Source organism: Liberibacter crescens BT-1 (assembly GCF_000325745.1).
Classification (GTDB): domain Bacteria; phylum Pseudomonadota; class Alphaproteobacteria; order Rhizobiales; family Rhizobiaceae; genus Liberibacter; species Liberibacter crescens.
Genome location: NC_019907.1, coordinates 1319861 through 1342083, shown reverse-complemented (window position 1 = coordinate 1342083; position 22223 = coordinate 1319861). Strand labels below are relative to the sequence as shown.

The window sequence follows — 22223 nt, the reverse complement described above, 5'->3', positions numbered from 1 at the left end:
TTGTTACCAACTATTAATTTTCAGGAATGTTGTATGTTGGATTTATTGGACTAAAAAATTTCAGGATTGATTCCTGGATAACTATGCTTATTTTTTAAAAAAACGTAATAAAGCCCTTGATTATCTACGTTAATAAATTTATTCACCTTAATTGGAGAGGTGGCCGAGTGGCTGAAGGCGCGCCCCTGCTAAGGGCGTATATGGGGAACCGTATCGAGGGTTCGAATCCCTTCCTCTCCGCCATTTAACTTTTTGAGTCACTTTGTTGGTGTTTGATGCTAGTGAATGAGTAAAATAGGAAATTAAATTTTTCTGATACTTAATATCGAGCTGCGTAATTTATATTACTCTTCCGTTGAGATAATTGGCGGTAACATGGCCAATAGTAACAGAACAGAGGCAGAGAATAACAGAAAGACCAATGTTAACAAGTGCTCTAATTATTAATCCATTCCTGATTAAATCGAGGGTTTGTAGGCTGAATGAAGAGAACGTAGTAAAGCCACCGCATAATCCTACCATTACGAACAGGCGGATATCTTCAGGAACTGGAAATTTACCGCTGGCTAGCGTCAACGTACCGAAAAGGCCAATGATAAACGAGCCTGTGATATTAATGATCATGGTGTTTATCGGGAAATCTTTGCTTATTGGCAATGCTAACATCGACAGACCATAGCGGGCAAGTGTACCTATCCCACCTCCGATAAATAAGAGAGTATTTTTATAGAAATTCATATCTATTTCTTTTCATTCATAATAGTAGTTATCAGCTTAGTTGATTAATTTCAGCAAGATCAACCCCCATCAATACTAAACATACACATAAAATAAAAACTTGTAACTGATTCTTTTAGCAAGAAATTATGCTGATTTTATCAAATTCAGAGACTGTTTTTACTTCCTCTCATTCATGGAAGATAGTTTTGAGAGGTCGAGCAGGGTATTGAGGCTTCTTAGTACAAGGTAAAACTTCAACAACAACATATCCTGAGAAAGAAAGCTATTGGTAACAAGTTCCTGCTTAGTTTTAAATATCATATAAGAGCATTAAGAAGTGAAGCTAATATAATCATAGAAAAATTATACAATAAGTTTTTATATTAAAAGCTGTATAATTATTTGATACTTTATTCGTTTTGTTGTATTATTAATATAATTGAGAGACCAGTAATGGATCTTGATTTTATTACATCTGTTTCATTGGATAAGCTGTACGCGCTAAAAGTTACATCAGTAAATAATTGGCGAAAAAAGTCTCTACCATTATGTTACGTATTACGTTAATCAGTTCACACGGAGAAGATTACAAGAACATAAACATTTTTAAATGTCAGTATCATTCATCTCAGGTATTGAAACATTATTGAGTGAATAGCCATGAAACGTAAGCAGTTTCTTCAATGGATTTCCAAAAGTTTTCTTTTAGCCGTGTTTGTGCCTTACATCAAGGTTTTTGCAGCTGATATGGTAGAAAAAATGACGTTTTCTGATAAAGAGTGGAAAAGCAAACTTACAAAGCAACAATATGCTATTTTACGTCAGGAAGGGACGGAATATCCCTTTACAAGCCCTTTGCTTGATGAACATCGTGATGGGACATTTATATGTGCTGGTTGCGGCTTTCCTTTGTTTCTTTCTACCCAAAAATTCGATTCTGGTACAGGATGGCCAAGTTTTTTTGATGTCATCCCAAAGCATGTTGAAATTAGTATGGACTATAAGATTGGTGTAGCCCGTAAGGAGTATCATTGTGCACGTTGTGGTGGTCATCAAGGTCATGTATTTGAGGATGGGCCCCAGCCTACAGGTTTACGCTATTGCAATAATGGTGCAGTGTTAACTTTTATTCCCAAGAGATCATGAGATGAAGAATGTATCCAGAGCAGAAGCTGTTAAAATTTCTCTGTTGATAGCACTAGCTTTTAGGGTTTGTTTTTGTGTAAAAGCCTATGCAGTAGAATCAGGTATCGAAACCAATCAGATAATCATGCCAGTCACCAAAACCATTGTATTGGGAGGGGGATGCTTTTGGGGTATGGAAGCTGTGTTTAAGCATACAAAAGGTGTGATTGATGTTGTTTCTGGTTATGCAGGTGGAAAGAAACAGGAGGCGTATTACGATATTGTTAGCAGTGGTAAGACAAAACATGTAGAGGTTGTTCAAGTTACTTATAATCCTTCACAAATCTCGTTTTCAAAGTTGTTAGATGTTTATTTCAATGTTGCCCACGATCCGACGCAACTCAACTATCAAGGTCCAGATTATGGCCTGCAATATCGTTCAGTAATTTTTTACAAAACCTCTGAACAAAAGAATGAAGCAGAAGAAAAAATTGCTGTTCTTAATCAACGTCACATTTTTTCAACTCCTGTTGTTACAAATCTCGAGCCGCTTGATACTTTTTATCTTGCCGAGGAGTATCACCAAAATTATGTAAAGCAACACAAAAAACAGCCTTATGTTGTTGTTTATGATACCCCGAAATTAGAAAAGCTGAAATCAGTATATCCTGATCTTTACAGAGAAAGAGAATGAATTTCTTCGAAATTTGGTTATCATTTCTAGAAGGTTTGGCATTAATCTTCAGTGCCTGTATCCTACCCATGTTGCCGATTGTACTAAGCACGTCAGTGGAAGGTGGGAGGAAGCGTCCATTCGGTATTATCCTTGGATTCATTATGGCCTTTTCTTCCTTTGCATTCTTGTCGCGCACTTTAGTGATGGCATTGGGCTTTAATCTTAACATTATCAGATACAGTTCTTTTGTCTTACTGGCACTGTGCGGTTTTGTATTATTGTCCAGTACTATGTCCGACACATTCAGCGTTTATACACAACGTTTCTCTAATGTAGGACATCGATTATTCAGAAATGCTAACGACGGTTTTTTTAGCGGTATTTTAATCGGTTTGTTAATCGGGGTAGTCTGGACTCCCTGTGCAGGGCCTATTCTTTCCGCTGCTCTTGTACAGATAATACAACAAAAATACGATTTTAACGCGATTTTGATGGTAACGTCCTTTGTCGTTGGCGTTAGCTTTCCTATGTTACTGATTTCTCTGATAGGGAAAAGCATGATGGAGAAGTTTGGCTTTTTAATAAAGCATACAGAAAGTGTTCGTAAAGTCTTTGGTGTTATCATCTTGCTCTCTATTGGGTTCATGGTTTTAGAGGGAGATGCGCAATTCTTTTCAGTCTCGAACGATTCATCTTCTACGATGATAGAAAAATCTTTTGGTTCTAAGGTCTCTGGCCTTCAGGGAACGCTTGAAACACCTTATCCTGCACCAAAATTTATAGGTCTGATAACATGGTTGAATAGCAAACCGCTAACCATAGAAGAACTAAAAAACAAGGTTATTTTGATTGACTTTTGGACTTATTCTTGCATAAATTGTATTAGAACTTTGCCCTATATTAAAAGATGGTATCGTGACTACCGTGAAAAGGGATTGATTATTATTGGTATCCATGCGCCGGAGTTCGAGTTTGAGAAAAACGTGGCGAATGTTAATAATGCAATTATCAGATACCATATCGAATATCCTGTAGCACTTGACAATAATCTTGATACGTGGACTTCTTTTAAGAATCTTTATTGGCCTGCACATTACTTGATAGATCAGAAGGGGCGTGTGGTCTATAAGCATTTTGGAGAAGGTAGCTATTTAGAGACAGAAAACAATATTCGTTATCTTCTTGGCTTTGAAAAAAAAATTGATGTTATAGAAGATAAAGCTGCTATTAGCAGAAACCAGTCACCTGAGACTTACCTAGGGTACAAACGTTCTAAAAATTTCTTTAGTGTTGAGAATATGAAACATGATGCTACACAAATTTACACAGCGCCAAAATTCATTCCTTCTAATCATTGGGCGCTCTCTGGTGCGTGGACGGTTGGTTCGGAGCATGTCACTTCCGAAGCAGCTGGTGCAGCCTTACAATATAATTTCATCTCTGGAAAAGTATTTCTGGTATTGGGGACAAAGGGAGGTAAGCCTATCAGAGCTCGTTTGACGCTCAACAGAGAGCCCCTTGGTCAAGCAGCAGGCAGTGATGTTGTGAATGGTGTGTTAGATGTTGAACAATATAAACTCTATGAACTGATTAGCCAGTCTAAGGTCAAGAACGGCCTCTTGAAAATTGAAGCAGATTCGCCTGGGCTGGAAGCTTACGCTTTTACCTTCGGAAAATGACATTGAAAAAATCTAGAAAACGTTGTAACAGATCATAAAATGCTTAATCTATGAAATTATAAGAGCTTTTTCGATCATTTCGTTAGGAACTTCAAGGTTAGAGTAAACATTTTGAATATCTTCGTCTTCTTCTAGAAGATCCATCATTTTCAATAGAGATTTAATTTTTTCTTCCTCCAAGATTGTTATAGGATTTTTAGGCTTCCAGATGATTTTTACGCTATTGGCTTCATTAAAAAGTTCTTCTAGTTTTTTAGAAACATCACTAATAATTTCAAACGGAGAATGTATAATATATTCTTCGTCTTCTAAGAAAAAATTATGAGCTCCTGCTTCAATTGCTGCTTCCATAATTATATCAGGATCGGCAATTGCTGATTTGTAAATGATTTCTCCAAGTTGTTCAAAGCAAAAGGAGACAGAGCCTGTTTCTCCTAAAGAACCGCCTGACTTAGTAAAAATAGAACGCACATTGGAGGCTGTACGATTACGGTTATCGGTAAGAGCTTCAACTATGATTGCAATACCTCCAGGGCCATAGCCCTCATATCGAACATTTATATAGTTTTCTGTATTATTACCAAGTGCTTTTTTAATTGCACGCTCAATATTATCCTTAGGCATTGAATGAACTTTAGCATTTTGAATAGCAAGGCGTAGACGAGAATTTTCTGATGGTTCCGGGCTGCCCAGTTTTGTTGCAACAGTTATCTCACGTGCGATTTTAGAAAATATTTTAGATCGCATAGCATCTTGACGTCCTTTTCGATGCATAATGTTCTTGAATTGTGAATGACCAGCCATAAATATTTTTTTTCCTTTTCAAAAATTTTGAAGATATGAAGTACAAATTCATAATTTGGGATGAATATTCTCTTTTATAAAGAGTCACGCTTCATTTATGTCCAAAAAGTTGGTAAAGTTTCAGAAAGTCGTGCGCCAATACGTAAAGGAGCAATCTTTTCAGTTAATCCTGTGACATCAGAAATTTCAGCACAAATACCACATAAAGTTGCTGGTCCTTCAGCAACCGTAAACTTGTTATGGGGGATTTGAGAAATAAATCGATTAAGAGGTTCTTCCTTATCTAATCCAATAGAAGAATTATAATCTCCACACATTCCTACATCTGAAATATATCCAGTGCCGTTATCAAGAATTTGAAAGTCAGCAGTAGGAACATGAGTATGTGTCCCTACTACGAGACTGACACGTCCATCAACGAAATGAGCAAAACATTGTTTTTCACTTGTAGCTTCTGCATGAAAATCAAAAACTATAACATCTGCTTGTTCTTTTAAAGGACAATCTTTTAATATTGTCTCTGCTGTTTTGAAAGGATCGTCTAATATAGGATTCATAAAAACGCGTCCCATAATATTCGTTACAAGAACCCGCGCTCCGTTTCTGGCAGAATAAAGACCGGAACTGTATCCAGGAGTACCAGAAGGATAATTTGCAGGACGTAAAAATCGATTATGGCGTTGTGAAAATATAATTGCTTCCTTTTGATCCCAAACATGATTCCCAGTGGTCATTACATCAACGCCAGAGTTTATAGTTTCAAGAAAAATCTTTTCAGTGATACCAAAGCCGCCAGCACTATTTTCACCATTAACAATAACAAAATCGAGTTTAAGATTTTGAATAAGACGTGGAACAGTTTTATGTACAATAGATCGTCCTGTTCTTCCGACCATATCACCAAGAAAAAGAAGCCTCATTTGTAGTACTCTTTAATGAAAATATTTAAGACCGCTCTCCGTCAGTACGGCATGGAGACGGATATCAGTGGGTTCAGCTGGAACAAAAGAGACTTCCTGTACATCAAAGGCAATCCCTATTAGATATGGATCTTGACCTTTATAACGTACTTCAGCAACAGTAGTGTCATAATATCCGGCACCGTATCCTATACGGTTCCCTTTAGAATCAAAAGCAGCAAGTGGCATAAGTATAATTTTTGGATTCAGTATTGGGGCATTTGATTTTGGGCCTCGTGTTCCAAAACCAGTACCGATGAGGATTGCTCCTTCGTTGTATTGTCGAAAAATGAGGCTATTTCTATTAATAACAGGTAAGCATAATACAGCACCTTTTTGTCTTAGTTTTTCAACCAGCAGGATTACGTTGACTTCAGAGCGGATCGGATGGAATGCTGCAATAACTTCTCCAGAGTTAAATTTTATGCTTTTTTCCCCATGAACTGCTATAGCAACACTCTTCTCTCGATGTTCTTCAGAAGAAAGTACATCACGGATTATAAGCCTTTCTTTTCGTAATGCAGCCTTATATTCTTTTGGGGTCATTAGCAAATCCTTGTAGCTAGTTAACTCGAAGATGATAAGGGCATACCCATTGTAAACTGTCATAACCCTAAAAATGATTAAATTATAATAATTATTCCAAGAGTTTATTTATTTAAAAAAAGAAAATCTTAATAAATGTTTTATGCAATTACTATTTGTAATATAAGATACTTCAGAAATTAAAATTGCCTATTAAGCAGTGTTTTATAATTAAAACACGTGGGATTAATTTCATAACTTTTTAACCATCTCAATAATATTTAGATTTAAAAAATGTACAACCCGCACCAACCGATGGATAAATTAATCCTGGGCGCCTAAAAAATAGGTGGAAGCCATATATTAAAGCCCACGAGCTTAAACAGGGACAGCCTCCTTAGGATTGTTATAGCCCCAAGGATTTTGGTTTTCCTGTCATGAAGGGCAGGTTGTAACTCTAATTATATAGATGAATTTTTTGAATTCCAGCTATTTATAGTTTATTTTAAAATTAATCTGTGCCTATATATGGATTATTATTCAAAGTTATTGCAATGTTTCGTATACGGGTTGTAATATCTTGTAATGCTATAACAAGGTCTTCTTCTTTCTTCTGGACTCCAGTATAGTTATTACGTAGGGTTTCTAGTTCCAGCTGAGTTTTTTCTAAACGCACAGAGAGCTCTGTCATTTCGTCTATAATCATAACGCCTGCCATTACCATTAAACGCACATCCCCGATGTTACCAAATTTTTTATGTAAGTGGCTAACATATCGGTCAAAATTTGTTGCTAAATCAACAAGACGTTCTTCTTGATCTGTTTCGCAAGTAATTTTGTAGTTTTTCCCATTTATATTAACTGTTACTTGTGCCACGCTGGATACCTTTTTAGCAATTTAGCGATCTAAAACAGCACGAATTGTTTCCATCGCTGTTACTAATCGTCTTGATACCTCACGATTTATTTCTTCAAGACGATTAGCTCGAAACTCAGATTGATCAAGTGCTTGAGCCAGACGTGAACGATCTGCATGGATTCGTCGTACCTCTTTTTCTATTTGACTACGTTCTTCTTTAAACTGGGACTGTACGTCAGTTGCATTCTCTAATAGGCCAAGCGCTTGCTTTAATTCATCAATTGCCTGATTAATATCAATTTTCTTTTCTGTAGGAAACAGGTTCACTGAAATTCTCCATCTCTAAAGGCATTCGAGGATCTAAACAACTCATAATGGGTGACGCATAGAAATATTTTATTTAGGCACCATAAACAAATTTTTGTGATAAGCATAAAAAATTTTTAAAATTAATTCTTTTTTACTTCTACAAAAATGTGACTTGTTAAAAAACAGTGCTAAAAATTACCATAATCTAAAAAAATGGTGTATTACATATAAACTGAGTTGTAGACTTTATTACAGTTAACCTTTTTGTTTGGTTATATACTATTTTAATAATAAAGGTCTCCGTAGCGTTTAGATATTAAAGTTCGTAAGAACTTCTCTAGAAAGAGAATTTACAATGATTTATCTTGAAAAACATAATAATATGGCTAATGCTATACGGTTATTATCAATAGAAGCGATAGAAAGGGTAAATTCTGGGCATCCAGGACTGCCAATGGGCGTAGCAGATATTGCTACTGTTCTTTTTACTCAATTTATGATTTTTGATCCTAAAAAGCCGTTGTGGCCAAATCGTGATCGATTTGTTTTATCAGCCGGTCATGGTTCTATGTTGCTTTATTCGTTGCTTTACCTATTGGGTTATGAAGACATGACGATTGAGGACATAAAGAATTTTCGTACAATCAAATCGAAAGCAGCAGGACATCCTGAGTATGGTCATGCTTCTGGTATTGAAACGACGACTGGTCCTCTGGGTCAAGGTCTTGCAAATGCTGTTGGAATGGCGATTGCTGAACGTAAATTACGAGATGAGTTTGGTAAAGAATTAATACATCACTATACATATGTAATTGCTGGTGATGGTTGTTTGATGGAAGGAATTAGTCATGAAGCTATTTCATTAGCGGGACATCTGCAACTTAATAAATTGATTGTTTTGTGGGATAATAATTCTATTTCTATTGATGGGCCCGTTTCTCTAGCAGATTCTACTGATCAGGGTGCACGATTTTGTGCTGCTGGTTGGAATGTGCTTGCAGTAAATGGACATAATGCTGAAGAGATTATATTGGCTTTAGAGAAAGCTCGTCTTTCTGATAAACCTACAATGATTGATTGTAAAACCATCATTGGTTTTGGTGCACCTTCTAAAGCAGGAACTAATAAGGTTCATGGTTCTCCACTTGGAAAAGAGGAGTTAAGTTCTACTCGTAAAGTATTGCATTGGGATGCAGAGCCCTTTTGTATTCCCGATGATATTCTTGAGGAATGGCGTTTCTCTGGTTCACGCTCTACTCATATACGTGAAGAATGGGAAAAGAATCTTTATTCTGTCAGTTCAGAGATTCGTTCTGAATTTATGCGTCGCTTTGCAGGTGATCTTCCTGATACTTTAGATAGAGAAATTGATAAATATAAAAGGAAGTTATTTGAGATCAGGCCAGAGATTCCTACGCGTAAGGCATCAGAAAACGCATTAGAAATAATAAATGATTGTCTTCCTGAGACCATAGGAGGATCAGCAGATCTCACAGGTTCTAATAATACTAAAACCAGTCAAACAAGATCTATTACAGCATGTGATTTTTCTGGGCGTTATTTGCATTATGGTGTGCGTGAGCATGGTATGTCTGCTGCAATGAATGGAATAACATTGCATGGAGGCTTGATTCCGTATTCAGGGACTTTTTTAGTTTTTTCTGACTATAGTCGACCAGCAATTAGGCTTGCGGCTTTGATGGGGATTAGAGTTATTCATGTGTTAACGCATGATTCTATTGGTCTTGGTGAGGATGGCCCTACACATCAGCCAGTTGAACATATGGCTGCTTTGAGAGCAATTCCAAATCTTTTGATGTTTAGACCAGCTGATTCTGTGGAAACTTTGGAATGTTGGCAAGTTGCAATCAAAGAAAAAAACGTCCTTCAGGGATCGCTTTATCACGGCAAAACCTTCCTTTTGTGCGTCTTCAGTATGAAGAAAAGAATTGTTGTTCTTATGGCGCTTATGAACTTGTTACTGCAGTTGATGCACAGGTCACTATTTTTGCTTCTGGATCTGAAGTAAAGATAGCTCTTGATGCTTGTAAATTATTGACTGCACGTAATATTCTTACACGTGTTGTATCAGTACCTTGTTTTGAACTTTTTTTTGAACAGGAAGATTCCTATAAAAAGGAAATTATCGGTACATCTCCTGTTAAAATTGCTGTTGAGGCAGGATTAAAGCAGGCTTGGGATGTTTTCCTTGGCACTGATGGTGTTTTTGTTGGTATGAAAGGTTTTGGAGCTTCAGGTCCTTGCGAAGAGCTTTACCAATATTTTGGTATTACCTCTGCAGCTGTGGTAGCTGCTGCAGAAAAGATGCTTGCATCATGTGTTTAATGATGATGTAGAGTCTATATAACTTATATATAATAAATTGTTTTAAAAGTTTAGGATAAGGAAATATGGCTGTTAAAGTTGCTATAAATGGGTTTGGTCGTATTGGGAGAGCAATACTTCGTACTTTTGTTGAATCAGGGAATAAAGATATTGAAATTGTTGCGATTAATGATCTTGGTTCGATAGAAGCAAATGGTCATTTAATTCGATATGATTCTGTTCATGGAACATTTCAGAGAAAGGTGAAAGTTTCAGGAGATGTTATTGATGTTGGTTTTGGTCCGATAAAAGTAACGGCTATTCGTGATCCAAAACAGCTTCCGTGGGATGGCATTGATGTTGTTATGGAATGTACAGGCGCCTTTGCAAGTAGAGAAAAAGCATTAGCGCATTTGTCTAATGGCTCTAAACGTGTGTTGGTGTCAGCTCCTTGTGGAGGAGCTGATAAGACGATTGTTTATGGTATAAATCATAATGTTCTTACAAAGGATGATATCGTTATCTCAAATGCATCTTGTACAACTAATTGTTTGGCTCCTGTCGTTTATACACTAAACAAAGAGTTCGGTATTAAAAAGGGATACATGACGACAGTTCATTCCTATACGAGTGATCAACCTGTTTTGGATTCTTCTCATAGAGATCTCTATAGATCGCGGAGCGCCGCATTGTCTATGATACCTACTTCTACAGGTGCAGCTCAAGCTATCGGTTTAGTATTACCAGAACTGAAAGGGAAATTAGCTGGTTCAGCTATTCGAGTTCCTACACCTAATGTTTCCGTGATAGATTTAAAAATTCTTCTTGTTAAGAAAGTAAAAGAAGAGGAGATTAATGAAGTTATCAAAATAGCTTCTGAAGGACAATTAAAGAATATTCTTTCCTATGTCACTGAACCGTTAGTTTCTGTAGATTTCAATCATGATCCGCATTCATCTATATTCGTAGCCGATCAGACAAAAGTTGTTGATGAGGACTTGGTTCGTGTTATGGCTTGGTATGATAATGAATGGGGGTTTTCTAATCGTATGTTAGATACAGCAGCAGCTATAGGGAAGTTTTTAAAAGATATATAATATTGTTGGATATGAGTTTGAATCCAGTTTTTCTATTAAGGTACAGCAGAGTATTCATTACTCATCCAGAGTCATCTGGATTTTTTTATAAGAGGTTTTTATTCTATCTATGCAAGGTAATATGATCAATCATTTTAGAACCCTTGATGATCTTCAGGATATTAAGGGTTATCGTGTTCTTTTACGTGTTGATTGGAATGTTCCTTTTAAAAATGGAGAAGTTATAGATTCTACTCGTATAAGACGATCAGTTTCTACAATACTTGAATTGGCTAACAAGGGTGCTAAGGTTATAATATTATCTCATTTAGGCCGTCCTGAGAATCATGGAGAAAGAGAAGCTTCATTACGGAACATAGTTCCAGTTGCCAAAGAAATATTGGGGCGCGATGTTTTTTTTGTAGAAGATTGTATCGGCCCTCAGGTGGCAGAAGCAATAACAGTTTTGCAAAATGGAGGTATTCTTCTTACAGAAAATATCCGTTTTTATAAAGGTGAAAAAGACAATGATCCATCTTTTATAAAAGCTTTAGCATCTAATGGAGATATTTATGTAAATGATGCATTTTCTGTTTCACATCGAGCTCATGCTTCTGTGGAAGGTTTGGCTCTTATTTTGCCTGCCTATACTGGTCGTTCGCTGCAACTAGAACTTAATATGATTAAAAAATATCTGGATACAGCTCATAGGCCAATTATTGCCATTATTGGTGGTTCTAAAGTGTCTACAAAGATAAATTTACTCATGAATCTGGTAAAAAGATTTGATAAATTAGTAATTGGTGGTGCTATGGCTAATACTTTTCTGATGGCGCAAGGAGTAAGAATAGGTCGGTCATTGTGTGAAGCAGATTTTTCTGATGTTGTGCATCGCATAATGGCTGAAGCAGAGAATGCGTGTTGTGAGCTCATCTTACCACAAGACGCTGTTATTGCTCGAGAATTTAAAAAAGGGATTAAAAGCGATAACGTTCCTATAGAAGCTATTCCAGATGATTGTATGATTTTAGATATTGGTGTGACAACAACAGAAAATATCAAAAATGCTATTTCCAGTTCTAAAACTTTAATATGGAATGGTCCTCTTGGAGCTTTTGAAGTTGAGCCTTTTGATAGAGCAACAATTGATATAGCTTGTGATGTAGCTAGACTTACAAAGGAAGGTAGAGTAATTTCAGTTGCTGGTGGTGGGGATACATTATCAGCTCTTAATTATGCAGGAGTTGTTGATTCTTTTACATATATTTCTACAGCAGGCGGTGCTTTCTTTGAATTTTTGGAAGGAAAGAAATTACCTGGTATAGCTGCATTATCCTGTTCTTGATAAAAAAGTTTTTATTGATATTTATTAGGAGTTATTAAGAGATTATCTTGGGTATAAGTATCTCTTAATGTTTTTCTATAAACCGCACTCATCTCATGGAGTGTTTTTAGGAGGGGAAGATGAGAGAGAAACTTGAAAAAATTGCAGAAATAATGGTCAGTGCAGGAAAGGGTATTCTTGCAGCAGATGAATCTAATCCAACAATACAAAAACGTTTTGATACGATTGGTTTGACCGCTACAGAGATGTTACGTCGTGATTATCGTGAGATGTTATTTAGTTCTAAAGAAGCTATGAAATTTATTTCAGGAGTTATTCTGTATGAAGAAACTCTTTCTCAGAAAGCTTCTGATGGCACTTCCTTTATTGATCTTCTTAATTCATCTGGGGTTCTTTTAGGCATCAAGGTAGATCATGGTACAAAATCTTTCCCTTTTTATCCAGGGGAATTGATTGTAAAGGGTTTAGATGATTTGGATGAAAGATTAAAAAAATATAGAGATAAAGGCATTTGTTTTGCTAAATGGCGTGCTGTAATATTTATTTCAGATAGTTTGCCGAGTAGTGCTGTTGTCAATGCCAATATGCATGCGTTAGCTCGGTATGCAGCTCTTTGTCAGGAGAATGGTATTGTTCCAATCGTTGAACCTGAGGTTCTTATGGACGGAAATCATAGCATAGATCGTTGTAATGAAGTAACAGAATATGTTTTGCGAGTTCTTTTTAATGAATTATCCAGTATGCGAGTTCGTTTTGAAAGTTTGGTTCTTAAGCCAAATATGGTTATGTCAGGTAATAAATCTAAAAACTCTTCAGTTGAAGAAGTTGTGGAGCGTACAATAAAAGTCTTAAAGAATACAGTACCTTCTTCTGTTCCAGGAATAGCATTTCTTTCAGGCGGACAATCAGAAAAAAAGGCTACAGAGCATCTTTCAGCTATGAATGCAATTGGAAATTTTCCTTGGAAATTAACCTTTTCTTATGGACGTGCGTTGCAGGAATCTGTGTTACGTGTATGGCATGGAAAAGAGGAAAATAAGGAATATGCTCAACATGTTTTTGCTCATCGTGCTCGCATGAATAGCTTAGCTACGATGGGTTGTTGGAGAAAAGAACTAGAGGAAAGTTGTTAATTTTTTTATGAATTGTTCACTAGATATATTTTTATCATATTACAATTACACGGATTAATGATGGTTTGATCAAAAGTCCTTTTTGTATATTTTTTGGTTATTTTGTGAACATAAAGCACTCAAAGAACATTTGTTTAAAAATTAACCTTTCATTAAGAAAATGCTTGTGCTTTTCACCTAAAGAAGTCATCCTTAATTCAAGCAGACTACCAAAGTTTTTAAATTTAGTTTTATAATTTTTTGGTTAGTCAATGGATTAAATTTTGCTATCATAAGGATGAAACTTATGTCTGATCATGGTTTTAATGCTATTAGTTTTATGAGTAAGGGAGTAACCTCCATACGATTAAAAGTTCTTTATTCAGAAGGTATGGATCTTGTGGAAGAAACTTCTTCCTATTTTGATGGTGATGGTCGAGAATTAGCAAAAAAATTATCGCATGAGGCATCAGTGTTATATACTTCTGAGTCTATACGGTTGACAACACGTTTAATGCAAATGGCTTCTTGGTTATTATTGCAACGTGCCTTGAACAATAAAGAAATGTCTTTTGAGCAGGTTTTAGCAGAGAAAAAGAAGGTATGTTTTGATCTTTTAAAACCGAATCGTTGTTCTCCTGGCTGGGATGATTTACCACCTATATTTAAGAACCTTCTTGAACGTTCCTTGCGTCTTCAGAAACGTATAATGTTGATTGATAGAGAGATTTATCATAAAAGTGAAATGATTGTGATTGCTAATAAAAAAAATAACGTACGAGAACAAATTAAACTCTTAGAAACTTGTTTTAGTAAGGTCTGATTTAAGTTCTAGAGACACGTAATAATTATTGACCTCTCTGATTGTTTTTTCTTAAAGAAAATTATTAAACAAGTTTCAGTATTTTCAATTATTACCTTATTTAATATTTATCATAGCATGAATATTTTTTGCTCTCTGAAGTGAAAAAAATCGACTTTTCCTTTGTGTTTTTTGTTTTTGATAAATTTTTCAAAACAAGGGCCTTTATTACCTTTTCTTTCATATTAGTAAAGTGTTCTGTGCTTTAAATATGAGGTATATGGAAATTGCCCAATAAAATATAAGCTCTTTTACAAAGACCAGTCATTTCTTTAGTTTTTAGCACTAAACATAGATTTATGTCCATTCTCAGAGAGATAGAAGGCATTTTAGAGTTCTTTTTAAAGCGATTAATGGAACTTCTTTCTTGGAGTTATTTTAAAACAGTCTTTATGCAAGTTGAGAGGTTTTCTCCTTGTTCAAGCATGAAATGACATAGGATTCATACTTTTTATTTTTTTTAGTTGTAGAGAGTAAGGAAACCACTCTTCTATATTAAAGAATTTAATTAATCAAACAACATAGTTTTTACGTTTGGATGCTAGAGTTCAGGTTAATATTATTAAGTAATTATTTTAATAAAACCTTTTAGAGAATTTATTATGCCAACGCCTTTATATAGAAATATTTCATATTTAAGGAAAAATTATGAGAATATAGGTATTACTATAAAATATAGAGATACCTTTGAGAAAATTACAGTATTACTTTCTGTATTAATTTTAATTTTTATTGGAAGTTTTATTGTTTTTGGAAAATATACTAGACGTGTTAAAGTATCTGGACTAGTTACTCCTTCTGAAGGAGTTATCAGGGTATTTGCTCCACGAGAAGGGCGTGTCATTGAGACTTCTGTAGAAGAAGGAAAAATTATTCATAAAGGGCAGCCATTATACACTATTTCTTCTGAGAGTGTTACTAAATTAGGAGAAACCCAAGCTAACATTTCTAGGAATTTGAATTTACAACGCAAAGAAATTGAAGAAGAAATTAAGCGTCGTATTTTTCAGGATAAAATAACAAAGGCTGGTCTATTAGATTTAAAAGAATCTTTATTAAAAGAAACCAATCAGATTTATAGACAAATTTCTATTGCAGAGCGTAAATCGAACATTCTGAAAAGCCTTTCAGAAGAATTTGACCATCTTTTAGACAGAAAATTAGTTCAGCGTACAGAAGCAATACAGCATCTGAGAGATGCTTTACAAGCAAATCAAGAATTAGAATCTTTACAGAAACAGATAATTCAAAACACTAAAAACCTATCAGAAGTTAGCAGTAAGATAGTCAGTTTTGATAGTCAGTCTGAATCCTCAATAAGTACATTACGCAAACAGCTTTTAAATATAGATCGTGAATTAATAGAATCTGAAGTACAGAGACGTATCCAAGTTGTATCGCCAATCGATGGTACAGCAACAGCAATGCTTGTTAAGACAGGTCAGCTTGTTAAGGGTGGAACTTCCCTTGTTTCAATCCTGCCTGCTTCTAGTCGTATGGAAATTCATTTGTTTGGTGGTAGTAATATTATAGGTTTTATACATGAAGGAGCTAAAGTTTTATTACGTTATAAAGCCTTTCCATATCAAAAATTTGGACTTTATCCTGGGACTGTTTCTGGATTTTCTCGAGTAACATTACGTGTTGGGGATGTTTTTGCAACTGGCATGGAACAGATACCTTCAAGCTCAGAAGGGAATGGATTGTATAGGATTACTGTATCTCCTAAAAATGAAAAAATTATGGCTTATGGTTCTGCTGAGCCATTACGTGCAGGTATGGAAGTAGATGCAGATATATTTCTTGATACGCGTTATTTATATGAATGGTTTTTTGAACCTTTATATAGCTTGAAAGTCGATCATTTTGATTCAAGAGATCGCACATGAAAACTATAAGACCTATTCTTTTTGGATTTAGAAAAAAATTGACTTTGATCCTTCAAAATGAAGCATCAGAATGTGGTTTGTCGTGTGTGGCAATGGTAGCAGGTTTTTATGGTCATCGATTTGATTTGAATACGATACGACGTCGTTTTAATGTTTCTCTTAAAGGGATGACATTATCTGATATTATAGATATTTCTTCCAAGCTTTTTATGTGTACACGAGCAGTTCGTCTTGAACTGGAAGAACTTTCTGCTTTAAGGAAACCCTGTATCTTACATTGGGACTTAGGGCATTTTGTAGTATTGGATCGGGTAACGAAGACAGGTGCAATTATTCATGATCCTGCTATCGGTCGTCGTCATGTTACATTAAAAGAATTGGATCGCAGTTTTACGGGTGTGGCATTGGAACTTTGGCCAAGTCCTCAATTCCAACGTAAAACAGAAATTGAAACATTTCCGGTTTCTCAGCTTTTTAAAGGGATTAATGGATTTAAGATTGCACTGTTGAAGATGTTCTCTATGGCTCTTTGTCTTGAAGTTATGGCAATTCTTTCACCCTTGGGTTTACAGATGATTATAGATCAGGCTGTAGTTAGCGCGGATTTAGGACTTATTAATGTAGTAGCAATTGGGCTTTTGTTGACGATATTTATGCAAGCTTTCATTGATATTATGCGTTCAATAGTCAGTTTAGTATTGAGTACACGGTTAGCTATAGATTGGCGTGCAGGCTTGTTTTTACATTTAATGAAACTTCCGATGTGCTTTTTTGAAAAACGTCATGTCGGAGATATCGTATCACGGTTTGGATCTTTGCGGATTATACAAAGTACGTTAACAAGCGATACGATTAACTCGGTTATTGATGGTCTCATGAGTGTTAGCATATTAGTCATGATGCTATTTTATAGCCCTATTTTGTCAGCTCTTTCGATTATAACTGCAATTCTTTTTTCAGGAGTACGGCTTGCATTTCATCATCTTTATCGGAGAGCTACCGAAGATACTTTGGTTTATGACGCACGTGAGCAGTCTCATTTTATGGAAACAATACGAGGGATATCTAGTATCAAGGGGCTTTCTTTAGAAAATCGTCGACTTTCAGCATGGTTGAATACATTCATTGAGTCTATTAATGCGCATTTGAAGACTGAACGTCTCAATATTCTTTTTAAGACTATTAACAGCCTGCTTTTTGGAATTTCTCGAATCATCATGTTATGGTTAGGAGCAAAATTTGTTGTTTCTCAGGAAATAAGCCTGGGAATGTTGATGGCATTTTCTGCTTATCAGGAACAATTTAGTAGTCGGATTAGTCGTTTAATTGATATGAGTTTTCAGCTGAAAATGCTGAGTTTACATAAAGAAAGGCTTTCAGATATTGCTTTATCTGAACCTGAGATAGAATCTTCTTTACCAGAAATTTCTCCAAGCTCTACGTTTATGTCTGGGAATACTTTAAAAGTAGAAAATCTTTCATTGCGCTATGGCGATGGAGAAATAGATGTTTTACGATGTATTAACTTGTCAATTTCTGAAGCAGAAAATATTGTAATTGTTGGTCAATCTGGTTGCGGTAAGACAACTCTTCTGAAATGTATTTCAGGGTTATTGAAGCCAACTGAAGGAAGAATACTGTTTGGTGATCGTGATATAAATGATCTTGGGTTATCGAACTATCGTAAGATGATAAGTTGTGTTTTGCAGGAAGATAGATTATTTGCAGGAACTCTTGCAGATAATATCTCTGGTTTTGATCCTAAAGCAGATCAAGGTTGGATTGAAGAATGTGCGCGTATGGCTTCCATAGAAGATGAAATTCGTCAGATGCCTATGGGATATGAATCCTTTGTAGGAGATATGGGGAGTATTCTCTCAGGAGGGCAAAAACAGAGAGTAGTTTTGGCGCGTGCTTTATATAGACGTCCTCGAATACTTTTTCTTGACGAAGCAACGAGTCATCTTGATGTTGATAATGAAAAAAGAATTAACGAAGTAATTTCTGAAATGCGTATAACGCGTATAGCTGTAGCGCATCGCGCATCAACTATAGCAATGTCTGAACGTATCATATACCTGAGTGGAGGAAATATAACAACAGAAACAATTGGAAAGGAGGTCGATTATACTTAAAACAGATTTAAATACAATATAATAGTAATAATAATAATAATAAAATTTTAATGGAGAATAATAATGCGTGAACTTTCTATGAATGAAATACATATGGTTTCTGGTGGTTTTAACCTTTTTCCAATATCGTTGGGTGATAATGAGAAATCTGATTCCTTTAAATCTTCACTTAAGGACACTATTTCTAAGGGTGGAGAATATCTTGGAAGTACGGTAGGCAATTTCATCGGCAAGTATGTCAATGCTTCAGGTATTGGATCAGAAATTGGTGGAAAGATTGGAAATCTCTTAGGATCTTTTACAGGTAATAAGATTTTTGCTTAATCTTTAAACATTAAATTCCTTGGGGGGAGGGTGTTAACTCCCTCCAGGGTTTTTCATATGATAATTATTCTAGATCCAATAAATGAGCATGAACAAATATATAGAGTATATCGAAAATCTATGCAATTACTTTTTTAAAAAAATATTTAAAAACCAACGGAATTTCATAAATAGTATTGTGATAATAGCATTGCTGCAATGCAAGAACTTTATTTTTAAAAAGTCAAAGAATAGGCTATTATATAAAACTATCGAATAAGTTTCTTTAATGAGACATATTCTCCTTGACTGACGTTTTCAAATCCTCCCTGTCGTCGGTCAAGAGTTAAGCCCGACATACATCCTCCCTTGTCGGGCTTAACTTAGGATATGAAATCGTAAAAATATAAATTTTAGTGTAGGTATTAAGCTTTTAGAGGCCGTCTTATAAGGTTTCTTTTTTACGAAGATACGTTGAACTTATTGATAAATGTTGTTTATGAATAAAGGACCACACGGGAGCTTTTTTTCTGGACAAACTACAACTAAACGATTCATCAATCCTTGCATAATCAAAGGCCTTTGCTAATGGTAGAGACATATGATTTAACAATATACTAGGTCTGTCAATAATTGCAATAGGGATAGTCATAACAATTTTTTTCCACTTATACCAGTAATGAAACTCTTTTAAATTATCTGCCCCCATAAGCCAAATAAAATTGACAGACGTGTAACGACTTTTAATGTGAAGAAGACTGTCTAAAGTATAAGGTCTTCGAAGAAAAGCTTCAAAAGTAGTAATGCAGATACGTGGATCATTCACTATTTTTTGACTCAAAAAAACACGCTCACTAAGCGATGCAAGATTTTTTTTCTCCTTAAACGGATTTTTTGGACTAATCATCCACCAGAGTTGATCTAATTTAAGTTTAGATAGAGCGGTTTTTGCAAGTTCTAGATGTCCTTCATGCGGTGGATTAAAAGAGCCTCCGAATAAGCCAACTGCCATCCCACACTCGACATGAGGCATGCGCTGGATACTGTATTCTAGCTTTTCATTTCTCATAAGCTATAAACGGATTTGTCCATTTCCATGTACACGATATTTAAAAGATGTGAGTTGTTCGACACCAACAGGTCCACGTGCATGCATTTTTCCTGTTGCAATGCCAATCTCAGCTCCCATGCCAAATTCACCTCCATCTGCAAATTGTGTAGAAGCATTATGCAAGAGAATAGCAGAATCAATTTCATTAAAAAAACGTGCAACGACATTTGGATTTTCAGAAATTATAGCTTCTGTATGATTTGACGAATAACGCTTGATATGAGAGATTGCTCCTTCAATACCATCAACAATATTAATAGAAATGATTGCATCAAGATATTCGGTTGACCAGTCATCTTCTGTTATTAATTTGAGGTAAGGGAACCTTTGACATATTTCAGAAACAGCTCGGACTTCACAACCTTGAGAAGTCAAAATTTCAACAATAGGCTTTAGATGAGTCTTTAAGGCTGCTCTATCTATGAGCAATGTTTCAACTGCTCCACAGGCACTTGTTCGGCGCATTTTAGAATTTATAATTATTTTTTTTGCGATTTCTAGTTCAGAAGAAGCATCTACATAAATATGGCATAAACCTTGTAAATGAGCAAAAACAGGAATACGGGATTCTTTGATAACGCGATCTGTGAGATTCTTACCACCACGTGGAACGATTACATCAATACTTCCATCAAGACCTTGCAGCATTTTAGTTATAACGATATGATCTGTAGTAGGTATTAATTGAATGATATTTTCTGGTAAATCTGCAGCCTTTAAGCCTTGGCAAAGACATAGGTGGATAGCACGACAAGAATGAATCGCGTAAGACCCACAACGCAAAATCACAGAATTTCCAGATTTTAAGCATAACGCTCCAGCATCGGATGTAACATTTGGTCTGCTTTCATATATTATACCGATAACACCAAGCGGTGTGCGAACTCGTTCAATTTTAAGACCGTTAGGCCTGTCCCAGACTGCAATGACTTCTCCAACAGGATCAGATAATGCTGCAATCTCACAGAGACTTTTAGAAATTTCAATGATACGGTTTTCATCTAGCCGTAATCTATCAATAAAGGCAGTACTTTGCCCAGATTTTTCAGCGTTTTCTATATCATCATAATTAGCATGCAGAATCTTATCCTTATTGTTTTTTATTGCATCAGCCATTTCAATTAAAGCATGATTTTTTTGTTTGGTAGAAGTGTTATAAAGAATTTTTGCAGCATTTTTTGCTTCTTCTCCTACCTGTCGAAGAAAAGTTGTAATGTTTAGAGCATGTGTATCCGCACTATGACTATGCATGTGAGGTATCCTTTTTTATATTTTCTCCAGAAAATAATACCATATCATCGCGGTGTATCATAGGAACTTGTCGAGCATCACCAATAATGTTCTTTATTTCTATAGATTTGCATCCAGCAATTTTCTTTGCTTCATGAGAATCGTAACCTACTAAGCCACGTGCAATTTCATATCCTGATGGATCCATTATAATGACAATACTTCCACGAGAAAAAGAACCTTCAACTTTTTGTACACCTGCTGATAATAAACTTTTTCCAGAATGTAATGCTACTACTGCTCCACTATCAATATATAATTTTCCTTCGGGGTATATTTTCCCAGAGATCCACCTTTTGCGAGCGGTAAATGGTTTAGAAGATGGTTTAAACCAAGAAAAATGAGATGTTTCTTGAATGTTTTTGAGAGGATATTTTACTGTTCCATTCGCAATGATCATAGCGCATCCTGAAGATGTAGCAATTTTCCCGGCATCAATTTTTGTTTTCATACCACCACATGACATTTCTGAAGCAGCTTCTCTTGCCATAGCCTCTACTTCAGGAGTTATTTCATCTATTCGTGCTATAAAACGTGCTTTTGGGTTAATATTGGGTGGAGCTGTATATAAACCATCGACATCTGATAAAATTATAAGTAGATCAGCGCTGATCATAGTTGCAATGCGTGCAGCGAGCCGATCATTGTCTCCATATCGAATTTCTGTAGTACTTACAGTATCGTTTTCATTAATAATTGGTACAGAATTGAATTTTAAAAGCCGGAAAAGTGTTGTCCGTGCATTGAGATAACGGTATCTTTCTTCAGTATCCGAAAGTGTTACAAGAATTTGTCCAGCTACAATGTTGTGTAAAGAGAGTCTTTCAGACCATGCGTGTGCCAAAGAAATTTGACCAACAGCAGCTGCAGCTTGACGTTCATCAAGATCAAGATTACCTGCTGGTAACTGAAGTACTGAGCGTCCTAGTGCTACAGCTCCAGATGATACAACTAAGACATCAGTAGAAGACGATTTTAATGATTCTATATCAGAACACACTGAATCCATCCATTTCTTTTTCAACCCATGTATAGGATCTATAAGAAGCGAGGAACCAATTTTTACTACAATACGTTTATAATCAGTCAGAGAGAATTTTTCATTCATGATTTATTCTC

At 35.6% G+C, this 22223-nt stretch carries 19 protein-coding genes, 1 tRNA gene, 1 other RNA gene and 1 pseudogene; 12 read left to right on the top strand and 10 right to left on the bottom strand.

Translation table 11 applies throughout. The annotated features are described in order from the left end of the window. The first annotated feature begins 153 nt into the window (after positions 1-153). Positions 154-243, top strand: a tRNA-Ser gene (locus B488_RS05985). Between the two features lie 96 nt (positions 244-339). Here the strand turns inward: B488_RS05985 and crcB are convergent. Beyond that, complete coding sequence (gene crcB, locus B488_RS05980; RefSeq protein ID WP_041770799.1) at positions 340-738, bottom strand: fluoride efflux transporter CrcB; 399 nt, start codon at positions 736-738, stop codon at positions 340-342. A 642-nt stretch (positions 739-1380) separates the two neighbouring features. Between crcB and msrB the strand changes: the two genes are divergently transcribed. From msrB to B488_RS05965, 3 genes are read left to right on the top strand one after another with little or no spacing between them, the layout of a single operon-like run. After that, the gene (gene msrB / locus B488_RS05975) at positions 1381-1866 is read left to right on the top strand and encodes a peptide-methionine (R)-S-oxide reductase MsrB (protein ID WP_015273644.1); all 486 of its coding nucleotides are present in this window, start codon (positions 1381-1383) and stop codon (positions 1864-1866) included. A 1-nt stretch (position 1867) separates the two neighbouring features. Continuing rightward, positions 1868-2539: a peptide-methionine (S)-S-oxide reductase MsrA gene (gene msrA, locus B488_RS05970; RefSeq protein WP_015273643.1), complete on the top strand. Its 672-nt coding sequence runs from the start codon at positions 1868-1870 to the stop codon at positions 2537-2539. Then, a complete protein-coding gene (locus B488_RS05965) occupies positions 2536-4200 on the top strand; it encodes a cytochrome c biogenesis protein DipZ (protein ID WP_015273642.1) in 1665 nt (554 codons plus the stop codon). The genes msrA and B488_RS05965 overlap by 4 nt, the downstream gene beginning before the upstream one ends. 48 nt (positions 4201-4248) lie before the next feature. Here the strand turns inward: B488_RS05965 and B488_RS05960 are convergent, their stop codons facing one another. The 6 genes from B488_RS05960 to B488_RS05940 form a co-directional block, all read right to left on the bottom strand. Then, a complete protein-coding gene (locus tag B488_RS05960; RefSeq protein WP_015273641.1) occupies positions 4249-5004 on the bottom strand; it encodes a YebC/PmpR family DNA-binding transcriptional regulator in 756 nt (251 codons plus the stop codon). A 95-nt stretch (positions 5005-5099) separates the two neighbouring features. Further along, a complete protein-coding gene (locus B488_RS05955; RefSeq protein ID WP_015273640.1) occupies positions 5100-5924 on the bottom strand; it encodes a TIGR00282 family metallophosphoesterase in 825 nt (274 codons plus the stop codon). 12 nt (positions 5925-5936) lie between these two features. Further along, positions 5937-6509 (bottom strand): 5-formyltetrahydrofolate cyclo-ligase, encoded by a 573-nt coding sequence (locus B488_RS05950; protein WP_015273639.1) that lies wholly within the window; start codon positions 6507-6509, stop codon positions 5937-5939. A 275-nt stretch (positions 6510-6784) separates the two neighbouring features. Next, positions 6785-6942: non-coding RNA, 6S RNA (gene ssrS / locus B488_RS07050), on the bottom strand. 57 nt (positions 6943-6999) lie between these two features. After that, entirely contained in the window at positions 7000-7365 is a 366-nt protein-coding gene (locus tag B488_RS05945) for a cell division protein ZapA (RefSeq protein WP_015273638.1), read from the bottom strand. A gap of 21 nt (positions 7366-7386) precedes the next feature. Then, positions 7387-7668, bottom strand: coding sequence for a DUF4164 domain-containing protein (locus B488_RS05940; protein WP_041771179.1), 282 nt, complete (start codon positions 7666-7668; stop codon positions 7387-7389). A 343-nt stretch (positions 7669-8011) separates the two neighbouring features. Here B488_RS05940 and tkt point away from each other — a divergent pair. The 8 genes and pseudogenes from tkt to B488_RS05900 all read left to right on the top strand — a co-directional run bounded on the left by tkt (position 8012) and on the right by B488_RS05900 (position 18724). After that, positions 8012-10002, top strand: a pseudogene (tkt, locus tag B488_RS05935) (transketolase). Between the two features lie 65 nt (positions 10003-10067). Continuing rightward, positions 10068-11078, top strand: coding sequence for a type I glyceraldehyde-3-phosphate dehydrogenase (gene gap, locus B488_RS05930; RefSeq protein ID WP_015273635.1), 1011 nt, complete (start codon positions 10068-10070; stop codon positions 11076-11078). 124 nt (positions 11079-11202) lie between these two features. Continuing rightward, positions 11203-12402 (top strand): phosphoglycerate kinase, encoded by a 1200-nt coding sequence (locus B488_RS05925; RefSeq protein WP_144049243.1) that lies wholly within the window; start codon positions 11203-11205, stop codon positions 12400-12402. A 119-nt stretch (positions 12403-12521) separates the two neighbouring features. Next, entirely contained in the window at positions 12522-13535 is a 1014-nt protein-coding gene (locus tag B488_RS05920) for a class I fructose-bisphosphate aldolase (RefSeq protein WP_015273633.1), read from the top strand. Positions 13536-13821: 286 nt separating this feature from the next. Then, a complete protein-coding gene (locus B488_RS05915; protein WP_015273632.1) occupies positions 13822-14337 on the top strand; it encodes a DUF1465 family protein in 516 nt (171 codons plus the stop codon). A 641-nt stretch (positions 14338-14978) separates the two neighbouring features. Next, on the top strand, positions 14979-16265 hold the full coding sequence (locus tag B488_RS05910) for an HlyD family secretion protein (RefSeq protein WP_015273630.1): 1287 nt from the start codon (positions 14979-14981) through the stop codon (positions 16263-16265). After that, positions 16262-18400: a peptidase domain-containing ABC transporter gene (locus B488_RS05905; RefSeq protein WP_015273629.1), complete on the top strand. Its 2139-nt coding sequence runs from the start codon at positions 16262-16264 to the stop codon at positions 18398-18400. Before B488_RS05910 ends, B488_RS05905 begins: the two co-directional genes overlap by 4 nt. 63 nt (positions 18401-18463) lie before the next feature. Next, the gene (locus B488_RS05900; protein WP_015273628.1) at positions 18464-18724 is read left to right on the top strand and encodes a hypothetical protein; all 261 of its coding nucleotides are present in this window, start codon (positions 18464-18466) and stop codon (positions 18722-18724) included. A gap of 424 nt (positions 18725-19148) precedes the next feature. Here the strand turns inward: B488_RS05900 and B488_RS05895 are convergent, their stop codons facing one another. The 3 genes from B488_RS05895 to proB are packed head-to-tail and all read right to left on the bottom strand — an operon-like array spanning position 19149 to position 22212. Then, positions 19149-19736 (bottom strand): nicotinate-nucleotide adenylyltransferase, encoded by a 588-nt coding sequence (locus B488_RS05895; protein ID WP_144049213.1) that lies wholly within the window; start codon positions 19734-19736, stop codon positions 19149-19151. A gap of 39 nt (positions 19737-19775) precedes the next feature. Beyond that, complete coding sequence (locus B488_RS05890) at positions 19776-21065, bottom strand: glutamate-5-semialdehyde dehydrogenase (protein ID WP_015273626.1); 1290 nt, start codon at positions 21063-21065, stop codon at positions 19776-19778. Then, positions 21058-22212: a glutamate 5-kinase gene (proB, locus tag B488_RS05885; protein WP_041770796.1), complete on the bottom strand. Its 1155-nt coding sequence runs from the start codon at positions 22210-22212 to the stop codon at positions 21058-21060. The genes B488_RS05890 and proB overlap by 8 nt, the downstream gene beginning before the upstream one ends. Positions 22213-22223 lie beyond the last annotated feature (11 nt).

What these genes read in the sequence shown, in the direction of transcription:
- crcB (WP_041770799.1), bottom strand. Translation starts at nt 738, where the DNA reads ATGAATTTCTATAAAAATACTCTCTTATTTATCGGAGGTGGGATAGGT.
- msrB (WP_015273644.1), top strand. Translation starts at nt 1,381, where the DNA reads ATGAAACGTAAGCAGTTTCTTCAATGGATTTCCAAAAGTTTTCTTTTA.
- msrA (WP_015273643.1), top strand. Translation starts at nt 1,868, where the DNA reads ATGAAGAATGTATCCAGAGCAGAAGCTGTTAAAATTTCTCTGTTGATA.
- B488_RS05965 (WP_015273642.1), top strand. Translation starts at nt 2,536, where the DNA reads ATGAATTTCTTCGAAATTTGGTTATCATTTCTAGAAGGTTTGGCATTA.
- B488_RS05960 (WP_015273641.1), bottom strand. Translation starts at nt 5,004, where the DNA reads ATGGCTGGTCATTCACAATTCAAGAACATTATGCATCGAAAAGGACGT.
- B488_RS05955 (WP_015273640.1), bottom strand. Translation starts at nt 5,924, where the DNA reads ATGAGGCTTCTTTTTCTTGGTGATATGGTCGGAAGAACAGGACGATCT.
- B488_RS05950 (WP_015273639.1), bottom strand. Translation starts at nt 6,509, where the DNA reads ATGACCCCAAAAGAATATAAGGCTGCATTACGAAAAGAAAGGCTTATA.
- gap (WP_015273635.1), top strand. Translation starts at nt 10,068, where the DNA reads ATGGCTGTTAAAGTTGCTATAAATGGGTTTGGTCGTATTGGGAGAGCA.
- B488_RS05920 (WP_015273633.1), top strand. Translation starts at nt 12,522, where the DNA reads ATGAGAGAGAAACTTGAAAAAATTGCAGAAATAATGGTCAGTGCAGGA.
- B488_RS05915 (WP_015273632.1), top strand. Translation starts at nt 13,822, where the DNA reads ATGTCTGATCATGGTTTTAATGCTATTAGTTTTATGAGTAAGGGAGTA.
- B488_RS05910 (WP_015273630.1), top strand. Translation starts at nt 14,979, where the DNA reads ATGCCAACGCCTTTATATAGAAATATTTCATATTTAAGGAAAAATTAT.
- B488_RS05905 (WP_015273629.1), top strand. Translation starts at nt 16,262, where the DNA reads ATGAAAACTATAAGACCTATTCTTTTTGGATTTAGAAAAAAATTGACT.
- B488_RS05900 (WP_015273628.1), top strand. Translation starts at nt 18,464, where the DNA reads ATGCGTGAACTTTCTATGAATGAAATACATATGGTTTCTGGTGGTTTT.
- B488_RS05895 (WP_144049213.1), bottom strand. Translation starts at nt 19,736, where the DNA reads ATGCCTCATGTCGAGTGTGGGATGGCAGTTGGCTTATTCGGAGGCTCT.
- B488_RS05890 (WP_015273626.1), bottom strand. Translation starts at nt 21,065, where the DNA reads ATGCATAGTCATAGTGCGGATACACATGCTCTAAACATTACAACTTTT.
- proB (WP_041770796.1), bottom strand. Translation starts at nt 22,212, where the DNA reads ATGAATGAAAAATTCTCTCTGACTGATTATAAACGTATTGTAGTAAAA.